Raw genomic sequence first — 19,743 nt, forward strand, 5'->3', positions numbered from 1 at the left:
CATGGACGGCCCTGAACTGACGGGGAGTCAGATCGTGCCGAGAGCGTAAGCCTCACCGCCTTGTCGGTCCAGAGGCGCGCGGCTAGCCTGCTTTCTGACGGGTCATCAGATTGCCCGGAGGGACCGGAGGGATGACCGGAGGAGACACCATGACCGAGCTTCCTCGGATCGTCAGCGTCGACGACCACGTGATCGAGCCCGCGCACCTCTTCGACACCTGGCTGCCCGCCAAGTACCGCGACCGCGGGCCCAAACACCTCACGGCCGGCATCGGTGAACTCGCCTATGTGGGCGGCAAGTACCAGATCACCATGGACCCGGAAGGACCGCCCACCGACTGGTGGATCTACGAGGACCTCAAGTCCCCCTACAAGCGGAACATCGCCGCGGTCGGCTTCGACCGCGACGAGATGACGCTCGAAGGCATCACGCGCGAGCAGATGCGCCGCGGCTGCTGGGATCCGGCCGAACGCCTCAAGGACATGGACCTGAACCACGTCGAGGCGTCCCTCTGCTTCCCCACCTTCCCCCGCTTCTGCGGCCAGACCTTCGCCGAGGCGCACGACAAGGAAGTCGCCCTGGCCTGCGTGCGCGCGTACAACGACTGGATGGTCGAGGAGTGGTGCGGCGACAGCGGCGGCCGTCTCATCCCGCTCTGCCTCATCCCGCTGTGGGACATCGACCTGGCCGTCGCCGAGATCAATCGGAACGCGGCGCGCGGGGTGCGCGCGGTCACCTTCTCCGAGATCCCGACCTACCTCGGGCTGCCCTCGATCCACTCCGGTTACTGGGACCCGTTCTTCGCGGTCTGCCAGGAGACCGGCACGGTCGTCAACATGCACATCGGGTCCAGCTCCCAGATGCCCGCCGCCTCACCGGACGCCCCGCCCGCCGTCCAGGCCGCGCTCTCCTTCAACAACGCGATGGCCTCGATGATGGACTTCCTCTTCAGCGGGGTGCTCGTGAAGTTCCCCCGCCTCAAACTGGCCTACAGCGAGGGCCAGATGGGCTGGATCCCGTACGCCCTGGAGCGCGCCGACGACGTCTGGGAGGAGCACCGCGCCTGGGGCGGCGTCCGCGACCTGATCCCCGAGCCCCCGTCGACGTACTACTACCGGCAGATGTTCTGCTGCTTCTTCCGCGACCGGCACGGGGTCGCGTCGCTGGACGTGGTCGGGCGCGACAACGCCACCTTCGAGACCGACTATCCGCACGTCGACTCGACATGGCCGCACACCAAGGAAGTCGCCCTCGACCACGTCAAGGACCTGGACGACGAGACGATCTACAAGCTGATGCGCGGCAACGCGATCCGCATGCTCGACCTGGACCTGGACCGGGGCCTGAACCGGGACAAGCGGGCCTGACGTGGACCTCACGTACACGGAAGCAGAGGAAGCCTTCCGGGCCGGACTGCGCGAGTGGCTGACCCGGACCCTGCCCCAACTCCCGCCCCGCCCCGACCCGTTGGACTGGTCGGGGCGGCGCACGTACGACATGGGGTGGCAGCGCAGGCTCTACGACGCCGGCTACGCGGGCCTGCACTGGCCCGTCGACGCGGGCGGCCGGGGCGCCACCCCCACCCAGCACCTCATCTTCCTGGAGGAGACGGAGAAGGCGGGCGCGCCCTACGTGGGCGCGAACTTCGTCGGCCTGCTGCACGCCGGGCCGACCATCGCCTCCGAGGGGACGGCCGAACAGTGCGCCCGCTGGCTGCCGCCGGTCCTGCGCGGCGACGAGGTGTGGTGCCAGGGGTTCAGCGAGCCGGACGCGGGCTCGGACCTCGCGTCACTGCGCACGCGCGCGTGGCGCGACGGCGACGACTACGTGGTGAGCGGCTCCAAGATCTGGACCTCGCATGCGGAGGTCGCCGACTGGTGCGAACTCCTCGTGCGTACGACACCGGTGAGCGAGGACGTGCCCAAGCACCGCGGCATCACCTGGCTCGCGATGCCGATGGACGCCCCCGGGATCACGGTGCGTCCGCTGCGCACACTCGCCGGATCGACCGAGTTCGCCGAGGTGTTCCTCGACGAGGTGCGGGTGCCGGCCGCCAACCGGGTCGGCGCGGAGAACGACGGCTGGCGCGTGACGATGGTGACGCTGTCGTACGAGCGGGGCACGGCCTTCGTGGGCGAGGTCGTCGCCTGCCGCCGCGTCCTGGGCGAGCTCGCCCGCGAGGCCCGCAAGAACGGGCGCTGGGACGACGCGGTCCTGCGGCGCAGGCTCGGCAGGCTGAGCGCGGAGTTCGGGGCGCTGTGGCGGCTCACGCAGTGGAACGTGAGCGAGTCGCAGCGGGCGGGGAGCGGGGTGCCGGGGGTCGGCGGTTCCGTCTTCAAGCTGCGCTACTCGCACGCGCGACAGGAGCTGTACGAGGCCGCGGGCGAGGTGCTTGGGGCGGGCGGCGCGCTCGACCTGGACCACGCGTGGACCCTGGACCGGCTCTCCTCCCTCTCGTACACGATCGCCGCCGGGACCTCGCAGATCCAGCAGAACATCGTGGCCGAGCGGATACTCGGCCTCCCGAAGGGCCGGTGAGGGTGCGCATGGACTTCCAACTGACGGAGGACCAACGGGCGTTGAAGGGTGGTGTGCGGGACCTTCTTGAGGGGCGGTTCGACGGAGCCGCGTTGCGGGCGGCCGCGGACTCCGGGGCGCCTTCGCTGGACCGGGGGCTGTGGCGGGAGCTCGGGGACGCCGGCTTCTTCTCGCTGCGGGTTCCGGAGGGGGACGGCGGGGTCGGACTGGGGCTTCCGGAGGCCGTGTTGGCCTTCGAGGAGGCGGGGCGGGCGCTGCTTCCCGGGCCGCTGGTGGCGACGTTCCTCGCGGCGGGTGAGGTTCCGGGGGCCGCGCAGGGGGCGACCGTGGTGACGGAGCCCTCGGGAGGGCTCGTGCCCTGGCTGGAGGCGGCGGATGTGGTCCGGGGGGAGGCCGGGGGTGCTGTTCCGCTGCGGTCCGTCGATCCGTTGACGCCACTGCACCGGGTGCCCGGCGGTGAGGACGAGGGCGGGGTGACGGCTCCGGAGGCGGACCTCCTGATCGCCGCCGAGCAGCTCGGCAGTGCGGGGAAGACGTGCGAGGCAGCCGTCCGGTATGCGCGAGAACGTACGCAATTCGGGCAGGCCATCGGGGCCTTCCAGGCCGTCAAGCACCTCTGCGCGCAGATGCTCGTACGGGCCGAGGTCGCCCGCGCCGCCGTGTACGCCGCGTCCGTCACCGGTGACGTGACGGAGTTCGCGGGGGCCAAGCTGCTCGCGGACGAGGCGGCGGTGCGCAACGCGCGGGACTGTCTTCAGGTGCACGGCGGGATGGGGTTCACCTGGGACGCCGATGTGCATCTGCACCTGAAGCGGGCCTGGGTGCGGGCAGGTCTCGGGCGGTCGGCGGCTCGGGCGGAGGAGGAGCTGGCGGCGGCGCTGTGAGGCCTGTGGGGCCCGTGGGGCGGTGGAATCGCCCTGGGGCAGATGTGCGGAGAGTGATCGACTTGCCGGGCTCCCGAAGTGGAGGGAGGCTACTGAGCGTCGATACCGGGTTGTGTCCTATGCGTGACTCGTCACGGCACGGAGTCGGGGTTCCGCTCCGGTACCTTGTGTGAGATGCGAGTGGTTCTGAAGTCGAGCCATGCCGGTGTTGCCCCTGAGGCGGCGCCGGGCCCGGCAATGCGTGCCGCTCGCAGTGCAGGAAGGGGCTTCATGCCCGCCTGTTCGACCCCCCGCAGTGCGCGTCGCACAGTATGCCGCACGCGTACTCCTTCGCGCTGGAATATGCCTGAAGCGCTTGTTGGGGTGACTGAACGTCAACCATGCTGTCTCTCAAGGGGATCACGTTCCGTGACCCCGTGGAGTCGCGAGGCGATGTGTCCGCCGGTTCGGATGGTGTGAGCGGTGCAGGTGCTTCAAGTTCAGCTGGAGGTCAGGCCCGACCCCGCCGAGGTGGGGCGGGCCCGAAGGTGGGCGCGTTCGCGGCTCGCCGGTTCCGGGATAGAGGTCGATGAGCCACTTGCCGAGACGCTGATCCTGCTGATCTCGGAACTGGTCACCAACGCGGTGGTGCACACCGGCTGTCCGGCCGTCCTGCGCATGCGGCTCCCGGACGCCCCCGATGTCGCCGAAGAGGCCGCGGGTGCCGCGGGAGCGGGTCCCGGCACGGTCCGGGTCGAGGTCGCCGACGCCAGCGCACGCCCGCCGAGGCCGCGGCGGGCGGCGGGCGAGGAGACCAACGGCCGTGGACTCGAACTCGTCGACGGCCTCGCCGACCGCTGGGGCTGGCAGACCGAGGGTGCGGGCAAGAGCATCTGGTGCGAGGTGGACCGGTGCGAGCCGGGGGGCGCGGCGGTCGCGTTCGACGGCACGACGTACGAAGACGTCGCGTACGAAGCGGTCTGAGCCCTACGCGCTTGCGGCGGGCGCCGGTATGCGCCGCCGCATGCCACGATGCGCGGCCGTGCGCGGTTGGTGCAAAAGCGGCATAATTCATTAATCACCGGACGGGTGTTGACGTACCGTGTCCGATTGATCACGCTTGTGTGCAGCGATTCGCCGCGAGGGGACGACGAGGGACGGTGGTCCATGGTCCGGGGTCTGTGCCCGGGGTCTGTGACCGTTCGGTCCTCGACGAGAAGTGGGTCGCCGTCGGCGTCGGTCCCTTCGTGGCCGCAGAGGCAGGACTTGTGCGCCGGAGCCGGATGGCGGCGCGTGCGGCATCGCGCTCGGGGCGGGAGTCGGGGCGCCGCCATCCGATGGCTCAGAGGGCTCTCAGGGGGGTCCCCGGGATTCTCCGGGGCTCTCGGCGAGTTCTTGGGGAGTTGCTCTCCGGGCGGGCCTCGTTCCGCTCACAGCACCGCGACGGGGGCCACGGGTGTTCCCGTGCCGCCGATGAACGGCTCGGGCATCGCGGAGAGCAGGAAGCTGTAGCGGGAAACTTCTGCACAGGCTGTGGACAACTTTTCCAGATTCCAGTTCTGGCCCTGCAACATCCCCATCTCGACGAGGTGGAGCGCGTGCACGGGCAGCCACAGATTCTCGATCTCGGGCGGGAAGATCTCGAAGGTGAGGGTGTCGTTGGCGACCGCCGCGACGTCGCGCGCGTGGAACCACTCCGGGGTGCGGACCGAGAGTCCGGGGGACGGGTAGCCGTACGCGTGCTTGTCGCCCGCCAGGTAGGTCTGGATCTGCCCGGTGCGTACGAGGACGATGTCGCCGGCGCGGACGGTGAGCCCCGCGAACTCCTCGGCCTCCGCGAGGTCTTCGGGGGTGACCGCGTGGTCGCCGGGCAGCCGGTCGACGCCCTTGGCGCGGGCAACGTCGAGCAGGACGCCGCGCGATACGAGGTGCGGCACCTTGTCGATGCCGCTGAACCTGGCGCCGGTGTGGGCGGTGATGGTGTCCGCCGGGCGGCCGTTGTAGATCTTCCCCGAGTGTGAGACGTGGGTGAGGGCGTCCCAGTGGGTGGCCGTCTGCAGGCCCATCGTGACCGCGTCGTCGCTGGTGGCGACCGTGCCGGGGCCGAAGAGCTCGTGATTGATCTGCACCATCGTGTGGAGGGGGTTGACCCGGCCGGGTATCAGGCCCGTCTGGACGCCGTCCTCCTTGAGGGGCAGGGCGAGCGGGATGCGGCGGCCGGTCCTGATGGTGGCGGCGGCCTCGCGTACGACCTCGTCGGTGATGAGGTTGAGCGTGCCGGTCTCGTCCTCGGATCCCCAACGCCCCCAGTTGTTCACGCGTTTGGCGATGTCGTGGAACTCGGGCGGCAGGGCGGGGTGGGTGGATTGGGCGGGGTGTTCGGAGTGGGTGGAGTGGGCGGCATCTGTGGGCGGTGAGTCTGACATGGGGCCTTCCCGGGGCTTGTCTTTGGGTATCTGACGGGTCATAGAATCTAACGGTCCGTCAGAAACCGCGGGAAGGGGCCGGACGTGGGGAACTTCTTGGCAGGCAAGGTGGTGGCCGTGACCGGTGCCGGGCGTGGCATCGGCAGGGCGGTCGCGCTCGCCGCCGCAGCCGAGGGCGCGAAGGTCGTCGTGAACGACTACGGCGTCTCCATGGAGGGTGCGGAACCGACCAGTGAGATAGCCGACGGCGTGGTCAAGGAGATCCAGGCGGCGGGCGGCGAAGCCGTCGCGGTCGCCGACGACATCTCGACCATGGCGGGCGGGCAGCGGATCGTGGACACCGCGCTCGCCCAGTACGGACGTATCGACGGTGTGGTGTGCGTCGCCGGGATCCTGCGCGAGCGGATGCTGTTCAACATGTCCGAGGAGGAGTGGGACCCGGTGGTCGCCACGCACCTGAAGGGCACGTTCACGGTCTTCCGGGCCGCTTCGGCGGTCATGCGGAAGCAGGGTACGGGCACGCTGATCGGCTTCACCAGCGGCAACCATCAGGGGTCGGTCGCGCAGGCCAACTACAGCGCGGCCAAGGGCGGGATCATCTCGCTGGTGCGGAGCGCGGCGCTGGGTCTGAACAAGTACGGGGTGACGGCGAACGCGGTGGCGCCGGTCGCGCGGACGCGGATGTCGGCCAACGTACCCATGGAGCTGAAGGAGATCGGGGAGCCGGAGGACGTCGCCGCACTGGTCGTCTACTTGCTGAGCGAGCGGGCGCGGGCGGAGAAGATCACCGGGCAGGTCTATACGGTCGCGGGCCCGAAGATCGCGGTCTGGGCGCAGCCGCGTGAGCTGCGGGCCGGGTATGTCGAGGGCGGCTGGACCCCGGAGAAGATCGCCGACTTCCTGCCGGGGACGGTGGGGGTCGACCCGATGCCGTTGCTGACGCAGTTGGAGGAGATGGCGAAGGCTGCTGCTGCCAAGGGGCGGCCGAACGCGTAGGGGGGGCGGTGGAGTTCGGGTTCGGATGTGTGGGGGTTCGGATGTGTGGGGGGGGGGGGCGGGGGCGTCGGTCCTGGGGCTGGAGCGAGTGCTCCGACTCCGCAGCGGAACATCATCGCCGAGCGCGTGCTCGGCCTGCCGAGGGAGGCGAAGGCGCGATGAGGGGTGTCGTTTTCGACAGGAGCAGGGCCGAGGGGAGCGGGGGCCGAGGGAGCGGGGCCGGGGCCGGGAGCGGGGTCGAGGTTGTCGATGACCTTGAGGTGCGGGGCCCGGGGCCCGGGGAGGTGCTGGTCGCGATCAAGGCCGCTGGGCTGTGCCACAGCGACCTGTCCGTGATCGACGGGACGATTCCCTTCCCTTCGCCTGTGGTGCTCGGGCATGAAGGGGCCGGGGTGGTGGAGGCCGTCGGTGCGGGGGTGACGCACGTGGCGGAGGGCGATCACGTGGCGCTCTCGACCATCGCCAGCTGCGGGACCTGCGGGGAGTGCAACCGGGGGCGGCCGACGATGTGCCGACGCGCGATCGGCATGCCGGACCAGCCGTTCTCGCGGGGCGGGAAGCCGATCCATCAGTTCGCGGCGAACTCCGCGTTCGCGGAACGGACCGTGGTGAAGGCCGTGCAGGCCGTGAAGATCCCGGAGGACATTCCGCTGACGTCGGCCGCGTTGATCGGGTGCGGCGTGGTGACGGGGGTCGGCGCCGCGTTGAACCGCGCGAAGGTGGACCGCGGGGACAGCGTGGTGGTGATCGGGACCGGGGGCATCGGCCTGAACGTGCTGCAGGGGGCGAGGATCGCCGGGGCGACGCGGATCGTGGCCGTGGACGCGAACCCTGAGAAGGAGGGCGTGGCGCGGCAGTTCGGCGCGACGCACTTCTATGGGGCGGCGGATGCGGAGGGGGTGCGGGAGCTGCTGCCGACGGGGGCTGATCACGTCTTCGAGTGCGTGGGGAGGACTGAGCTGATCCGGCAGGCGATCGATCTCCTGGACCGGCACGGGCAGGCGATCCTGCTGGGGGTCCCGCCGGCCACGGCCGAGGCGTCGTTCCTGGTGTCGTCGCTGTTCCTGGACAAGTCGATCCTGGGCTGCCGGTACGGGTCGGCACGACCGCAGAGGGATTTCGCTCTGTACGCGGAGCTGTACCGGGAGGGGCGGCTGCTGCTTGACGAGCTGGTGACGGAGACATATCCGGTGGAGGACTTCGCGAAGGCGGTGGGGGATGCGGAGGCGGGGCGGGTGGCGCGGGGGGTTCTGACGTTCTGAGGGCCGCTGCGGGTCCCGGCGGGGCCCGGGGGGTCCCGGCGGGGCCAGGGGGAGAGCGGGGGCTAGGGGCGGCGGGTGAAGGTGCGGCGGTAGGCCGTGGGCGTTACCCCCAGAGCCGCCTGCAAGTGCCCCCGCATGGACTGGGCCGTGCCGAAGCCCGCGTCCCGGGCGACCTGGTCGACGGACAGGTCGCTGGACTCCAGAAGGTGCCGCGCCCGCTCCACTCGCTGCTGCGCAAGCCACTGGCCGGGGCTGATCCCCACCTCCTCACGGAAACGGCGCGTGAAGGTGCGTACGGACATGGACTCCTGATCCGCCATGTCGCGGAGCTGGATCGGCTCGTGGAGCCGGGCGAGCGCCCAGGCCCGCGCCGAAGTCGTGGTCGCGAACTGCGGCTCCGGGACGGGGCGTTGGATGTACTGGGCCTGACCGCCCTCCCGGTGCGGAGGCACCACCGTACGGCGGGCGACCTCGTTGGCGACCGCCGATCCGTGGTCGCTGCGTACGACATGGAGGCAGAGGTCGATGCCCGCCGCCACACCCGCCGAGGTGAGGACGTCCCCGTCGTCGATGAACAGCACCTCCGCGTCCACCGTGATCTGGGGGAACAGCCGCTGGAAGTGCTCCGCGGACGACCAGTGCGTCGTGGCGGTGCGGCCGTCGAGATAGCCCGCGGCGGCGAGGACGTAGCTGCCCGTGCAGATGGAGATCATGCGCGTGCCGGGCTTGATGTGGGCGAGCGCCGCGGACAGTTCCTCGGTCAGGACGCCCTTCTCGTGGACCGGCCCCAGTTCGTACGAGGCCGGGATCACGACCGTGTCGGCACCGGCCAGGCACTCCGGGCCGTTCTCCACCAGGATCGCGAAGTCGGCGTCCGAACGCACCGGGCCCGGGGGACGGACGGAGGCGGTCATGACCTCGTACAGGAGCTCGCGGGCGGCGGTCCTCGCGCGGCCGAAGATCCGCTGCGGGATGCCGAGCTCGAAGGGGATGACGCCGTCCAGAGCCAGGACCACCACCCGGTGGCGGGGGGTCCTACGGGTGGTGGTCGCTGAGGTCATGGCCCGATCCTAGTCAATGATGGCCTTTGGGCCACTCGATGGAGCATTGCGGGATCCGGATGCTTGTTGTCGTGACCCAGACAGACGTGAATCAGGCAGTCGAGCCGTCCCCGGCGGCGCCGCGGCCGCGGCGCCGCATCCACCGGGCGTGGTTCGTCGCCGCCGTGACCTTCGTGACGATCATCGGCGCCGCGGCGTTCCGGTCCCTGCCGGGCCTGCTCATCGATCCGCTGCACCAGGAGTTCGACTGGTCGCGCGGCACGATCGGCCTCGCGGTCTCCATCAACCTCGCGCTGTACGGGCTCACCGCACCCTTCGCCGCCGCCCTGATGGACCGCTTCGGCATCCGGAGGGTGGTTGCCGTTGCCCTTGTAGTGATCGCGCTCGGCTCCGGGCTTACCGTCTGGATGCAGTCCGCCTGGCAGCTGATGCTGTGCTGGGGGCTGCTCGTCGGGCTCGGCTCGGGATCCATGGCGCTGGCCTTCGCCGCCACCGTCACCAACCGGTGGTTCACGAAGCGGCGCGGACTCGTCACCGGCATCCTCACGGCGGCCTCCGCCTCGGGACAGTTGATCTTCCTGCCCGCGCTCTCCTGGATGGTGGAGACGTACGAGTGGCGGCCCGCAGCGGTGACGGTCGCGCTGGCCGCGCTCGTCGTCGTCCCGTTCGTGTGGCTGCTGCTGCGCGACCACCCGGCGGACGTGGGCCTGAAGCCGTACGGGTCCGAGGAGTTCGTGGAGAAGCCCCCGCCCGCCACCGGGGCCGCGCGGCGTGCGGTCACCGTGCTGTTCAAGGCGGCCCGTACCGGCCCGTTCTGGCTGCTCGCCGGGACCTTCGCCATCTGCGGCGCCTCGACGAACGGCCTGATCCAGACGCACTTCGTGCCCGCCGCGCACGACCACGGCATGCCGATCACGGCGGCTGCCTCGCTGCTCGCCGTCATCGGCATCTTCGACGTCGTGGGCACGATCGCGTCCGGCTGGTTCACGGACCGCTTCGACGCGCGGCGGCTGCTCGCCGTCTACTACGCGCTGCGCGGCATCTCGCTGCTCTTCTTGCCGCTGCTGATGGCGCCGACCGTGCAGCCGCCGATGATCTTCTTCATCGTCTTCTACGGCCTCGACTGGGTGGCGACCGTGCCGCCGACGCTGGCCCTCTGCCGCGAGCAGTACGGCGACGACAGCGCCATCGTCTTCGGCTGGGTGCTCGCCTCGCACCAGGTGGGTGCCGCACTCGTGGCCGTCATCGGCGGTGTCGTGCGGGACACCTTCGGGTCGTACGACGTGATGTGGATCGCCTCGGGCGCGCTGTGCGCGGCGGCGGCGCTGATGGCGCTCGTCATCCGGCGGGTCGGCGAGGAGGAGAAGGTGGTGGCGGGGGCGCTCACGTAGTGGTGAATCCGCCGAACCTGCCTCGGTGGAAGAGCAGTGGGGCGCCGTCCTCCGTGGCGCCCAGGGCTTCCACGCGGCCGACCACGATCAGGTGGTCGCCCCCGGTGTGCACCGCCTGGATCGTGCAGTCGATCCAGGCCGGTACACCGGCCAGGCGGGGGGAGCCGGTGACGGGCGCGGCGTCGTGATCCACCCCGGCGAACTTGTCGGCGCCGCTCACCGCGAAGCCGCGGCACAGCGGGCCCTGGTCGGCGCCCAGGACGTTCACGCAGAAGACGCCCGCGCGCGCGATGCGCGGCCACGTCGTCGACGTACGCGCGACCATGAACGAGACGAGGGGCGGGTCCAGGGAGAGCGAGGAGAAGGACTGGCAGGCGAACCCGGCCGGGCCCGGATCGCCTTCGCGTGCCGGTGCCGTGACAACGGTCACGCCGGTCGCGAAGTTCCCCAGTACGCGCCGGAATTCACCCGGGTCGAGCGGTGCCCGCTCGTCCTCGCCGACCGCCCGCAGCTGCGGGCGCGGGAGGGCTTCGACCGGGCCTGTGGTGGTCGGCGCGCCGACCGACCTGAGGTATCGGACGGCTGTGGCCGCCATCCCTGCATGTCCCATCACATCAACCATTGAAGCTGACGGTTCGTCAGATTGGAAGGGTGCGGAGTCGGGCGGCGATTATCAACGGCCTTCGTACGAAGGCGAACGGCGCTCCACGAAGCTCGCCACGCCCTCGTTCGCGTCCGCCGTCGTCATGTTGATCTCCTGAGCCGCCGCCTCCGCCGCGAACGCCGTCGCGCGGTCCGATTCGAGGGCAGCGTTGACCAGGTGCTTGGTCATGGCGATGGCGCGGGTCGGCCCCGTCGCGAGGCGTTCCGCCCAGGCGCGGGCTGTCTTCTCCAGTTCGTCGGCGGCCACGACGCGGTTGACGAGGCCGAGCCGCTCGGCGTCCGCGGCCGGCATGGAGTCCCCGAAGAACATCAGCTCCTTGGCCCGCTGCGGGCCGATGAGGCGGGGCAGCAGATAGGCGCCGCCGCCGTCGGGGACCAGGCCGCGGCGCACGAACACCTCGATGAACTTGGCCTGTTCGGCGGCGATCACCAGATCGCAGGCGAACGCGAGATGCGCGCCGATCCCGGCCGCTGTGCCGTTCACCGCGGCGATCACCGGCTTCTCGCAGTCCAGGACGGCCGCGATCAGACGCTGTGCGCCCAGCTTGATCGTGCGGGCCACGTCACCGGGCACCCGCTCGGCGGCGCTCGGGGCTCCGCGCAGATCGGCTCCCGCGCAGAATCCCTTGCCGGTCGCGGTGATCACGATGGCGCGGACGGCGGGGTCGGCGGAGGCCTCGGCGAGGAGGGAGATGACGCGTTCGCGCTGGTCCCAGGTGACGGCGTTCATGGCTTCGGGGCGGTTGAGGGTGATCCAGGAGACGGAGTTGTCAGTGGTGTGGAGTACCAATGAGTCGAGGGGATCAACCGGGGTTTCGGGGGAGGTAGTCATGGGTGGGTGGACTCCATTCCGCTGCGGGGTGCTCGGGTGGGTGGGCAGGAAACATCCGCCGCGAAGCGGCGGTCTTTTGCGCCACTCACCGGCAGACGGCAAGGGCGTCCAACGCAACGGCCCCCTGCCCCTGGGGCAGCACCATCAGGGGGTTGATGTCCAGCTCGGCGAGCTCACCCCCCAGTTCAAGGGCCATCCTCTGCACCCTCAGGACGACTTCGACGAGCGCATCGATGTCGGCAGGGGGCGCCCCCCGAACCCCGTCCAGCAACGCACGCCCCCGCAATTCGGAGAGCATCGCGGAGGCCTGGTCCTCCCCGAAGGGCGGCACCCGCACGGCCACGTCCCGCAGGACCTCGACCAGCACCCCGCCGAGCCCGACCGTCACCGTCGGGCCGAAAAGATCGTCCTGCGTCACGCCCACCACCATCTCGACGCCCCGCGCCACCATCTGGCAGACGAGTACGCCGTCCAGGGCGATCCCTTCGTAGCGGGCGATGTCGGTCAGCTCCCGATAGGCGTCGCGCACCTGGCTGGCCGAGGTCAATCCGACCTTCACCAGGCCCAGTTCAGTCTTGTGGGCGAGCCGCGCCCCGGACGCCTTCATCACCACCGGGTAGCCGACGAGCCCCGCCGCCCGCACTGCGGCAGCCGCACTGGTCACCAACTGCTCGCGCGGTACGCGAATCCCGTACGCGCGCAGCAGCTGCTTCGCCGCGTGCTCGCTCAGCTGCTGGCCCGACCGCATCAGGGCCTGGGCCTTGCGGAAGGAAGGCGAGGCCGTGCGCGGGGCCTCGTCGAAGGGGGAGCGGTAGCGGGTGGTGAACCGATGGTGGTCCAGATAGGCGCGCACCGCAGTGATGCAGTTGGCGAAGGTGCGGAAGGTGGCGACGCGCGACGAGCCGAGCAGCGTCGTGCGGTAGGCCTCCTCGGTGCCGACGGGCGAGCCCCACACCACGCAGACCAGCTTGTCCGTCTGCTCCGCCGCGTCCACCAGGTCCTGCGCCAGCTTGTCGCTCATCGGGGGAAAGGGGCCGGTGATGGGACAGATCAGTACCCCCACCTCCGGGTCGTCCAGGATCGCGTCGATGATCTTCCGGCCACGCCAGTCGCCCACCGGGTGCCCGCCGTTGTCGACGGGGTTGGCGACGTTCAGGTAGTCCGGTATCCACTGGTGCAGCTCCGCCTGCTTGGCGTCCGAGAGCGCGGGAAGCCGCAGCCCCGCCTCGGTCGCCAGGTCCGAGAAGTGCGCGCCCGTGCCGCCCGAGATCGAATACACGACGACGCCTTCGGCCCGCGGCGGCCTCGCGCGCGCCAACAGGGCGGACGTGTCCTGCAGTTCGTCGAGCCCGTCCACGCGGATCACGCCGTACTGCCGCATCGCCGCGTCGACGACGGCGTCGGCGCCGGTGAGTTTGCCGGTGTGTGAGGCGGCCATGCGGGCGCCGGTCTCGGTGCGGCCGACCTTGACCGCGACGACGGGCACGCCGCGCCGGGCGGCGCGGTCGGCGGCGAGCAGGAAGGAGCGGCCGTCCTTGAGGCCCTCGACGTAGCAGGCGATGGCGCCGACCTCGGGGCGCTCCGCGAAGTAGGAGATGAAGTCGGAGGTCTCCAGGTCGGCTTCGTTGCCGGTGGGCGCCCAGTGTGAGAGGCGGACGCCGATCTCCTGCATCGTGAAGACGGGGCGGCCCTGGTGGCCGGACTGGGTGATGAGGGCGATCGCCGGTCCTTCGAGGTCGTCGCGGAACTTCTCGAAGGCGTTGAGGTTGGTGTTGGGCCCGAGCAGCCGCAGCCCCGAGCGCTCCACGGAGGCGGCGAGGCGGGCCTGGGCCGCGGCGCCCTCCTCGCCGGTCTCGGCGAAGCCGGAGGCGAACGCGACGGCGAACTTCACCTTGGACTCGGCGAGTTCCTCGATGACGGGAAGGGGGTCACTGACGAGCAGAACGGCCAGATCGACCTGTTCCGGCAGGTCCGCGACGGAGGGGAAGCAGGGGGTGCCGAAGACGGACCGGCGGGTCGGGTGCACGGGGTGCAGCCGGGCGCCGACCCGCTCGGCCCAGTCCATGAGCTGACGCGTGATGCCGGTGTTCGGCCGGCCCTCGGCGTCCGACGCGCCGATGACGGCGACGGATTCGGGGCGGAAGAACCGGTCCAGATCCGGTACGTCGGAGTGCAGGGGGCGTCCACTCACGTCCAGGTCGTCCGCCGTGGCGGCCTGCCCGTGGACTGCGGGCGCCGGGGCTTCGCCGCAGGCCACAACACGCGCGCGGCGGGGGTCTGTGGTGAAGGTGCCGTAAGTCGATCCAAGCATCGGTCCACCCGCTCCTGTGTGACAGCAACTCAACTGACGCATAGTCAGATTACTGAACTGACGCTGTGTCAGGAACAGTGCTGCACGCAAAGCCTGAAGCGGGCCCCGCAGGGGCTCCGCCGTCTCACCCGTACCCAGGTGCACCGGCGTACTACCCCGCCCCGGTGGCCGGGGCGGGGAGTTCAAGCCACTGCGGAGGGCTAGGCGCCCAGGCGCACGAGCTCCGCCTCCGAGGGCACGCCCGTGCTGTCCACCACGATCACGTAGTAGTCGCCGGGCGGCGCGGACGCCGGGTTGGCGGGGACGGCCACGTTCAGCTCCCAGCCCGTTTCGGTCTCCCTGCGACCCCTGACGTCGAGCCAGACGTAACGCTGGTCCATCTCGTTGCCGTGGGTCGTGGAGCCCAGGCGGACGATGGCGACGCGGGTGCGGTCGTCGACACTCGACCCGGCGACGGAAAGGGTGAAGTCGCCGCGGTAGCGCAGCACTTGCTTGCCGCCGCGCGAGGCGTCGCCGCCCCCCGATGTGATGTCGCCGATCGAGGCGCGCGGACCCCGCCAGAGGTAGGGCGGGTAGAAGCGCTCCGCGTCGGTGTGCACGGACGTCCACTTGTAGCCCTTGCCGCCAGGGTTCCGCTCGTCGCCGAAACCGCCGGTGCTGCCCGCCTTGAAGAGGGTGCCGTCCGGCTGGAGGAGGGCGGTGGAGTGGTAGCGGCGATCGGTGAGGTTGCTCCCGGCCGGGGAGAACTTCTCCGTCTCGGGGTCGAAGATCTCGGCCTGCTTGACCGGGTTCTTGTTCATGTCGCCCCAGCCGTTCGCCGAGCCACCGCTGACCAGCACGCTGCCGTCGGCGAGGAGGGTCGCGTCGCACAGCACACGGCCGTGTGCGAGGTCGCCGACCCGCCGCCACGGCTTCTGCCTTGCGAGGTCCTGCGAGGTGTCGATGTCGAGGATCTCCGCCGTGGCGGTGCTCGGCTGGTCGGCGCTGAGCGTGCGGTGGTCGGTCTGCGACTCGTGCTGGCCGCCTACGGCGAGGATCCGGGTCCGCGGGCTGTCGGCGCGGAAGGGGAGCAGCACCATCGAGCCGTACGTCGGGTAGCTGCGCGAGCCGAGCGTGCGCATCCGGTAGACGCGGTCGGCGCGCTGGAGCGGGGTGTCGGAGTCCCGGACGTACTCGTACAGCCAGGCCCTGTTGGACTCGACGAGCGCGATGGCGGCGCCGTCGTCCGGCCCCTTGGGCAGGACGTAGACGTACGGGTAGGTGGCCAGCGACTCCTTCTTCCCGAGCTTCTCGGTGTCGATGAGACGCACGGTGGCGAGGCTGACGAGCTGCTCCGTGGCGGGGTCGAAGATCTCGTAGCTGTTGCCCGAACTGGTCCAGAAACCGTCGGCGTCACCGTCGTTGCCGTTGCCCTCCAGGACCTTGCGCGACCCCGATGTGATCAGCATGCGGCCGTCCGGCAGGCAGGTCACCGTGGGATACCACCGGACCTGCTCCATGGGCTGGTCGATGAGCGTCCAGCCACCGGTCTTAGTGGGGTCGTAGATGTGCATGTGGCCGCCGTTGCTGGTGTGGCCATGGTGCGCCATGCTCGGCGGAATGACATGGCCGCCCGCGACGAAGAGCCGTCCGTCGGGGAGATGGGCGCTGCCGCCGCAGAAGATGTTCTGCCGGTCGGGGCCGCCGTGTGCGTCCATGACCCGGTCGGTCGTGGTGAGCTTCGCGACATCGAGTGCGCGGGCCTCCATGTCGTCGAGCCCGTAGATGTTCCACAGCCACTGGCCCTTGCGGCCGGGATCGGCCTTCGGCGAGCCGTCCTTGTTCCGCTTCCGCGGCGAGGACCACATGATGATCTCCTGGCCCGCCCCCTTGCGGAGCTGGGCCGCGTGCACGGCGACGATGCCGAGGTCGAGCGCCTTGTCGTCGTGCCCTGCGTGCCGCCACTCCCCGGCGGTCGGCTCGATCCAGACGGCGACGGTCGTCCCGTCGTGCACGGAACTCACGTCCAGCTGGTCGGCGGGTCCGAACGGGTCGCCCGTCTTCTTCGGGACCACCCAGACGACGGCGTCGTTGTCGGCCGAGACCTTGACCGTCACCTTGGCGCCCTGGCGGCCCCTTGGGCCTGCCCCCACGGTGGTGCGTCCCGTCGTGCTGGACACGTCGACCGAGAAGGCCTTCTCGCTCGACGTGGAGAGGGTGAGGGGAACGGGCTCGGCCGTCGGCCCGAGCTTCATGCGCAGCAGTTCACGGTCGACGCGCAGGACGGGGTCGTCGGGCCCCGCGCCGAGAGGCCGCGAGGGTGCGGAGCCCACGGCGTGAGCGGTGGGGGCGGGGCCCGCGGCCACGAGAGCGCCGGCGGTGGCCGCCGTCGCGGCGAGTACCGTACGTCGCGGAGGGTTACATGGAGTGGAGTTTTCGTCACTCAGAGTGTTCTTCACGGTCGCATGCAACCATGATCGTCCACTGGGCGCGGGACTGTTGCGTCCCGGGCGCGCTCCGATCGCAGGGCCCGCAAGGGATCAAGAGCATTGCGCGATCGAGTGTGTTCGGGAGTCAGCGGGTTTACGGCCCGCCGCCCGTCAGTGCGTCCGGTTCCGGCCCGCCACCGCCTTCGCGATCTTCTCCGCGTCCCGGGCCATCTCGCGCAGCATTCCGCTGATGGGGTTCGTGAAGCCGGTGAAGTAGAGGTCGGGGGCCGACTTCGAGGTGCGGGCGCCGCGGACGAGCGGGGTGCCCTTCGTGTCGAGTACGCCGAGGTCGCCGAGGAGCGGCTCCAGGGCGCGGCGGTAGCCCGTGGCCGCGATGACCGCGTCGGGGGCGATCCGCGTGCCGTCGGCCAGGACGACCTTGCCGTCCTCGAACGACTCGACGGCCGCGACCGGTTCGACCCTGCCCTTGCGCACGGCGTCGATCAGGCCCACGTCCTGGACGGGGATCGCGCCCTCCTTGACCCGGGAGTACAGGCCGGTCGCGGGGCGGGGCAGCCCCTGCGCCGACAGGTCGGGGACGCTCACCTTGGCGATCGGGCCCGCGAGGCGGTCCACGAGCGAGACGGGCAGCCTGCGGCAGAGGATGCCCGTGCGCTGCGCGGGCCACCCCGCCGTGGAGCGGCGGACGATGTGCGGCGCGGTGCGCACGGCGAGGCGTACGCGGGCGGCGCCGCCCTCGACGAGGTCTACGGCGATCTCGGCGCCGGTGTTGCCGACGCCCACGACCAGGACGTCCTTGCCCTCGTAAGGGCTCGGTTCGCGGTAGTCACTCGCGTGCAGGAGTTCGCCCGCGTACGTGTGGCGGTGCGGCCAGTCCGGCAGGTGGGGCGTGTGGTTGTAGCCGGTGGCGATCACCACCGCGCTGCCGGTCAACTCCCGTCCGCCGGTGGCGTGCAGGAGCCATCCGGTGCCGTCGGTCGCGCGCTCCAGGCGGTTGACCTCGACGCCGGTGACGATCTCCAGCTCGTGGAACTCGGCGTACTTCTCCAGGTAGCGCAGCACGTTGTCACGTGACACCCACCGTCCGAAGGCCCGCGGTATCGCGAGCCCCGGCAGTGCGGAGAGGTGGCGCGTCGTGTGCAGGCGCAGTCGGTCGTAGTGCGTGCGCCAAGAGGCGCCGACGCGGTCGGACTTCTCGAGCACGACCGCGCGTACGCCACGTGCGCGCAGGGCTGCCGCCACGGAGAGGCCGCCGGGTCCGCCGCCGACGACGTACACGGGGCGGTCCTGGTGTGGCGTTTGTGGGGGAGTGGTGTCGGCCATGAATCTGAGAGTAATCACGCGGTCACTTGATGGGGGACGGTCAAGCCCCAAACCGATTGCGAATTGATCACGGGTGTACGCGGTGGGCTCCCCGATGCGGGATTCACGGCACGTCGACGGCTCCGCGCCTCGTACGTCCTCCTGCGTACGTCCCTTGCGTACGCCTCTTGAGTACGTCCCTTGCGTACGCCTCTTGCGCACGAGTCGGGCATGCGTTGAACTGACGTACCGTCAGAAAGGCGCATCGTATGCCGGCAGTCAGGAGTCAGGAGTGGTGAGCAGCAGCAAGGTGAGCACCGCGGGCCCGCGCTACGACCTTCCCGAGCCCGACGCCTTCACCCGCCCCTACTGGGACGCGGCGGCCGAGGGGCACCTCCTGATCCGCCGCTGCGGGGGCTGCGGCGAGGCGCACCACTACCCGCGCGAGTTCTGCCCGCACTGCTGGAGCGAGGAGGGCGGCTGGGAGCGGGCGAGCGGCGACGCCACGCTCTACACCTGGTCCGTGGTGCACCGGAACGACCTGCCGCCGTTCGGCTCCCGCGTCCCGTACGTCGCCGCGGTCGTCGACCTCGCCGAAGGCCCGCGCATGATGACGGAGATCGTCGACTGCGAGGAGGGCGAGCTGCGCATCGGGATGGCGCTGGAGGTCGGGTTCCGCGAGGCGGCGGAGGGTGTGGTGGTGCCGGTGTTCCGGCGGGCCCCGTAAACCGCTTCTGCTGACGGCGCGGCGCGGGGGATCATGGCCCATGGCTCATTCTCCGCGCCCCGGCTGGCAGTTGACCTCGGACCTCGACGAGTTCCACTCCCGCGCGGCGGCCTTCCTGCACTCGGCGCCCGCCCTGCACACCGCGCTGCTGAGCGTCACCGACACGCTGCGTATGCGCGGGCTCCACGTGTACGGGGGCCGAGAACCCCTCTTCGGATTCCGCACCGAGGGCCGCGCCAACGGCGTTGACGGCACCGTGAGCGGCGCCTTCCTGTGGACCCCGCCGCACGTCCTCGCGCTGAGCCCGCTCGCCGCCGACGCCGCCGATGAGCTGGCCGGGGTGCTCGCCGCCGCGGGCGTGCAGCCGCCCGGGGTCGGCGCCGAGAGCGCCACCGCGGCGGCCTTCACGGAGGCCTGGCAGCGGCATACGAGCGCCCCCGCCGCCGTCAGCTACTCCCAGCGCCTGTACCGCCTCGGCACCCTCACGCCGCCCGAGCCCGCACCGGCCGGCAGCGCGCGCGTCGCCACCGGCGCTGACCGGGAGCTTCTCGTGCGCTGGCACGGGGAGTTCCACGAGGGCATCGGGGAGAAGGGCGCGATGGGCGCGGGCGAATGGGCCGACGCACGTATCGCCTACGGAGGCGTCACCCTCTGGGAGACCCCCGACGGCACCCCCGTCTCCATGGCAGGCAACACCCGCCAGGTCGCGGGCCAGGTCCGCGTCGCCCCCGTCTACACCCCCGCGCACCTGCGCGGGCGTGGCTACGCGGGCGCGGTCACGGCCGCGGTGAGCCGCGCGGCGTCGGCGGCGGGCGCGGACGAGGTGCTGCTCTTCACCGACGTCGCCAACCCCACGAGCAACGCGTTGTATCAGCGGCTGGGGTACCGCCCGGTGCGGGACTTCACGCAGTACAGCTTCACGCGCTGAGCGTCGTCCGCGAC

General features: G+C 70.8%; 16 protein-coding genes. 9 read left to right on the plus strand and 7 right to left on the minus strand.

The genetic code is table 11. From position 1 onward, the window contains the following. Nucleotides 1-149 precede the first annotated feature (149 nt). From AC5P1C_RS08275 to AC5P1C_RS08290, 4 genes are all read left to right on the plus strand, one after another. Nucleotides 150-1,367 carry an amidohydrolase family protein gene (locus AC5P1C_RS08275; RefSeq protein ID WP_493865026.1) on the plus strand — a complete coding sequence of 406 codons (1,218 nt, stop codon included), beginning with the start codon at nt 150-152 and terminating at the stop codon, nt 1,365-1,367. A gap of 1 nt (nt 1,368) precedes the next feature. After that, the gene (locus AC5P1C_RS08280; protein WP_493865027.1) at nt 1,369-2,538 is read left to right on the plus strand and encodes an acyl-CoA dehydrogenase family protein; all 1,170 of its coding nucleotides are present in this window, start codon (nt 1,369-1,371) and stop codon (nt 2,536-2,538) included. A gap of 8 nt (nt 2,539-2,546) precedes the next feature. Continuing rightward, on the plus strand, nt 2,547-3,422 hold the full coding sequence (locus AC5P1C_RS08285; protein WP_493865028.1) for an acyl-CoA dehydrogenase family protein: 876 nt from the start codon (nt 2,547-2,549) through the stop codon (nt 3,420-3,422). A gap of 462 nt (nt 3,423-3,884) precedes the next feature. After that, entirely contained in the window at nt 3,885-4,385 is a 501-nt protein-coding gene (locus tag AC5P1C_RS08290; RefSeq protein WP_493865029.1) for an ATP-binding protein, read from the plus strand. Nucleotides 4,386-4,831: 446 nt separating this feature from the next. Here the strand turns inward: AC5P1C_RS08290 and AC5P1C_RS08295 are convergent, their stop codons facing one another. Next, nucleotides 4,832-5,827, minus strand: a complete 996-nt coding sequence (locus AC5P1C_RS08295) for a cyclase family protein (RefSeq protein WP_493865030.1) — start codon at nt 5,825-5,827, stop codon at nt 4,832-4,834. 84 nt (nt 5,828-5,911) lie between these two features. Between AC5P1C_RS08295 and AC5P1C_RS08300 the strand changes: the two genes are divergently transcribed. Together AC5P1C_RS08300 and AC5P1C_RS08305 are read left to right on the plus strand one after the other, a co-directional pair. Next, a complete protein-coding gene (locus AC5P1C_RS08300) occupies nt 5,912-6,823 on the plus strand; it encodes an SDR family oxidoreductase (protein ID WP_493865031.1) in 912 nt (303 codons plus the stop codon). Between the two features lie 158 nt (nt 6,824-6,981). Next, a complete protein-coding gene (locus AC5P1C_RS08305) occupies nt 6,982-8,085 on the plus strand; it encodes a Zn-dependent alcohol dehydrogenase (RefSeq protein ID WP_493865032.1) in 1,104 nt (367 codons plus the stop codon). A gap of 62 nt (nt 8,086-8,147) precedes the next feature. Here AC5P1C_RS08305 and AC5P1C_RS08310 read toward each other — a convergent pair whose 3' ends face one another. Continuing rightward, nucleotides 8,148-9,146 carry a GlxA family transcriptional regulator gene (locus tag AC5P1C_RS08310; RefSeq protein ID WP_493865033.1) on the minus strand — a complete coding sequence of 333 codons (999 nt, stop codon included), beginning with the start codon at nt 9,144-9,146 and terminating at the stop codon, nt 8,148-8,150. 59 nt (nt 9,147-9,205) lie between these two features. Between AC5P1C_RS08310 and AC5P1C_RS08315 the strand changes: the two genes are divergently transcribed. After that, a complete protein-coding gene (locus AC5P1C_RS08315) occupies nt 9,206-10,537 on the plus strand; it encodes an MFS transporter (protein ID WP_493865034.1) in 1,332 nt (443 codons plus the stop codon). Here AC5P1C_RS08315 and AC5P1C_RS08320 read toward each other — a convergent pair. The 5 genes from AC5P1C_RS08320 to AC5P1C_RS08340 form a co-directional block, all read right to left on the minus strand. Beyond that, on the minus strand, nt 10,530-11,147 hold the full coding sequence (locus AC5P1C_RS08320; RefSeq protein ID WP_493865035.1) for a flavin reductase family protein: 618 nt from the start codon (nt 11,145-11,147) through the stop codon (nt 10,530-10,532). The two genes, AC5P1C_RS08315 and AC5P1C_RS08320, sit on opposite strands and share 8 nt — an antisense overlap. Before the next feature lie 63 nt (nt 11,148-11,210). Next, the gene (locus tag AC5P1C_RS08325) at nt 11,211-12,032 is read right to left on the minus strand and encodes an enoyl-CoA hydratase/isomerase family protein (RefSeq protein ID WP_493865036.1); all 822 of its coding nucleotides are present in this window, start codon (nt 12,030-12,032) and stop codon (nt 11,211-11,213) included. A gap of 85 nt (nt 12,033-12,117) precedes the next feature. Next, a complete protein-coding gene (locus AC5P1C_RS08330) occupies nt 12,118-14,343 on the minus strand; it encodes an acetate--CoA ligase family protein (protein WP_493865037.1) in 2,226 nt (741 codons plus the stop codon). 200 nt (nt 14,344-14,543) lie between these two features. Next, on the minus strand, nt 14,544-16,655 hold the full coding sequence (locus tag AC5P1C_RS08335) for an aldehyde oxidase family protein (protein ID WP_493865038.1): 2,112 nt from the start codon (nt 16,653-16,655) through the stop codon (nt 14,544-14,546). Nucleotides 16,656-16,922: 267 nt separating this feature from the next. Beyond that, complete coding sequence (locus AC5P1C_RS08340) at nt 16,923-18,095, minus strand: flavin-containing monooxygenase (RefSeq protein WP_493865039.1); 1,173 nt, start codon at nt 18,093-18,095, stop codon at nt 16,923-16,925. 274 nt (nt 18,096-18,369) lie between these two features. Between AC5P1C_RS08340 and AC5P1C_RS08345 the strand changes: the two genes are divergently transcribed. Both AC5P1C_RS08345 and AC5P1C_RS08350 read left to right on the plus strand, forming a co-directional pair. After that, nucleotides 18,370-18,801, plus strand: a complete 432-nt coding sequence (locus AC5P1C_RS08345) for a Zn-ribbon domain-containing OB-fold protein (RefSeq protein ID WP_493865040.1) — start codon at nt 18,370-18,372, stop codon at nt 18,799-18,801. Nucleotides 18,802-18,841: 40 nt separating this feature from the next. Next, entirely contained in the window at nt 18,842-19,729 is an 888-nt protein-coding gene (locus tag AC5P1C_RS08350; RefSeq protein WP_493865041.1) for a GNAT family N-acetyltransferase, read from the plus strand. Nucleotides 19,730-19,743 lie beyond the last annotated feature (14 nt).

It is taken from the genome of Streptomyces sp. A18, assembly GCF_059026065.1.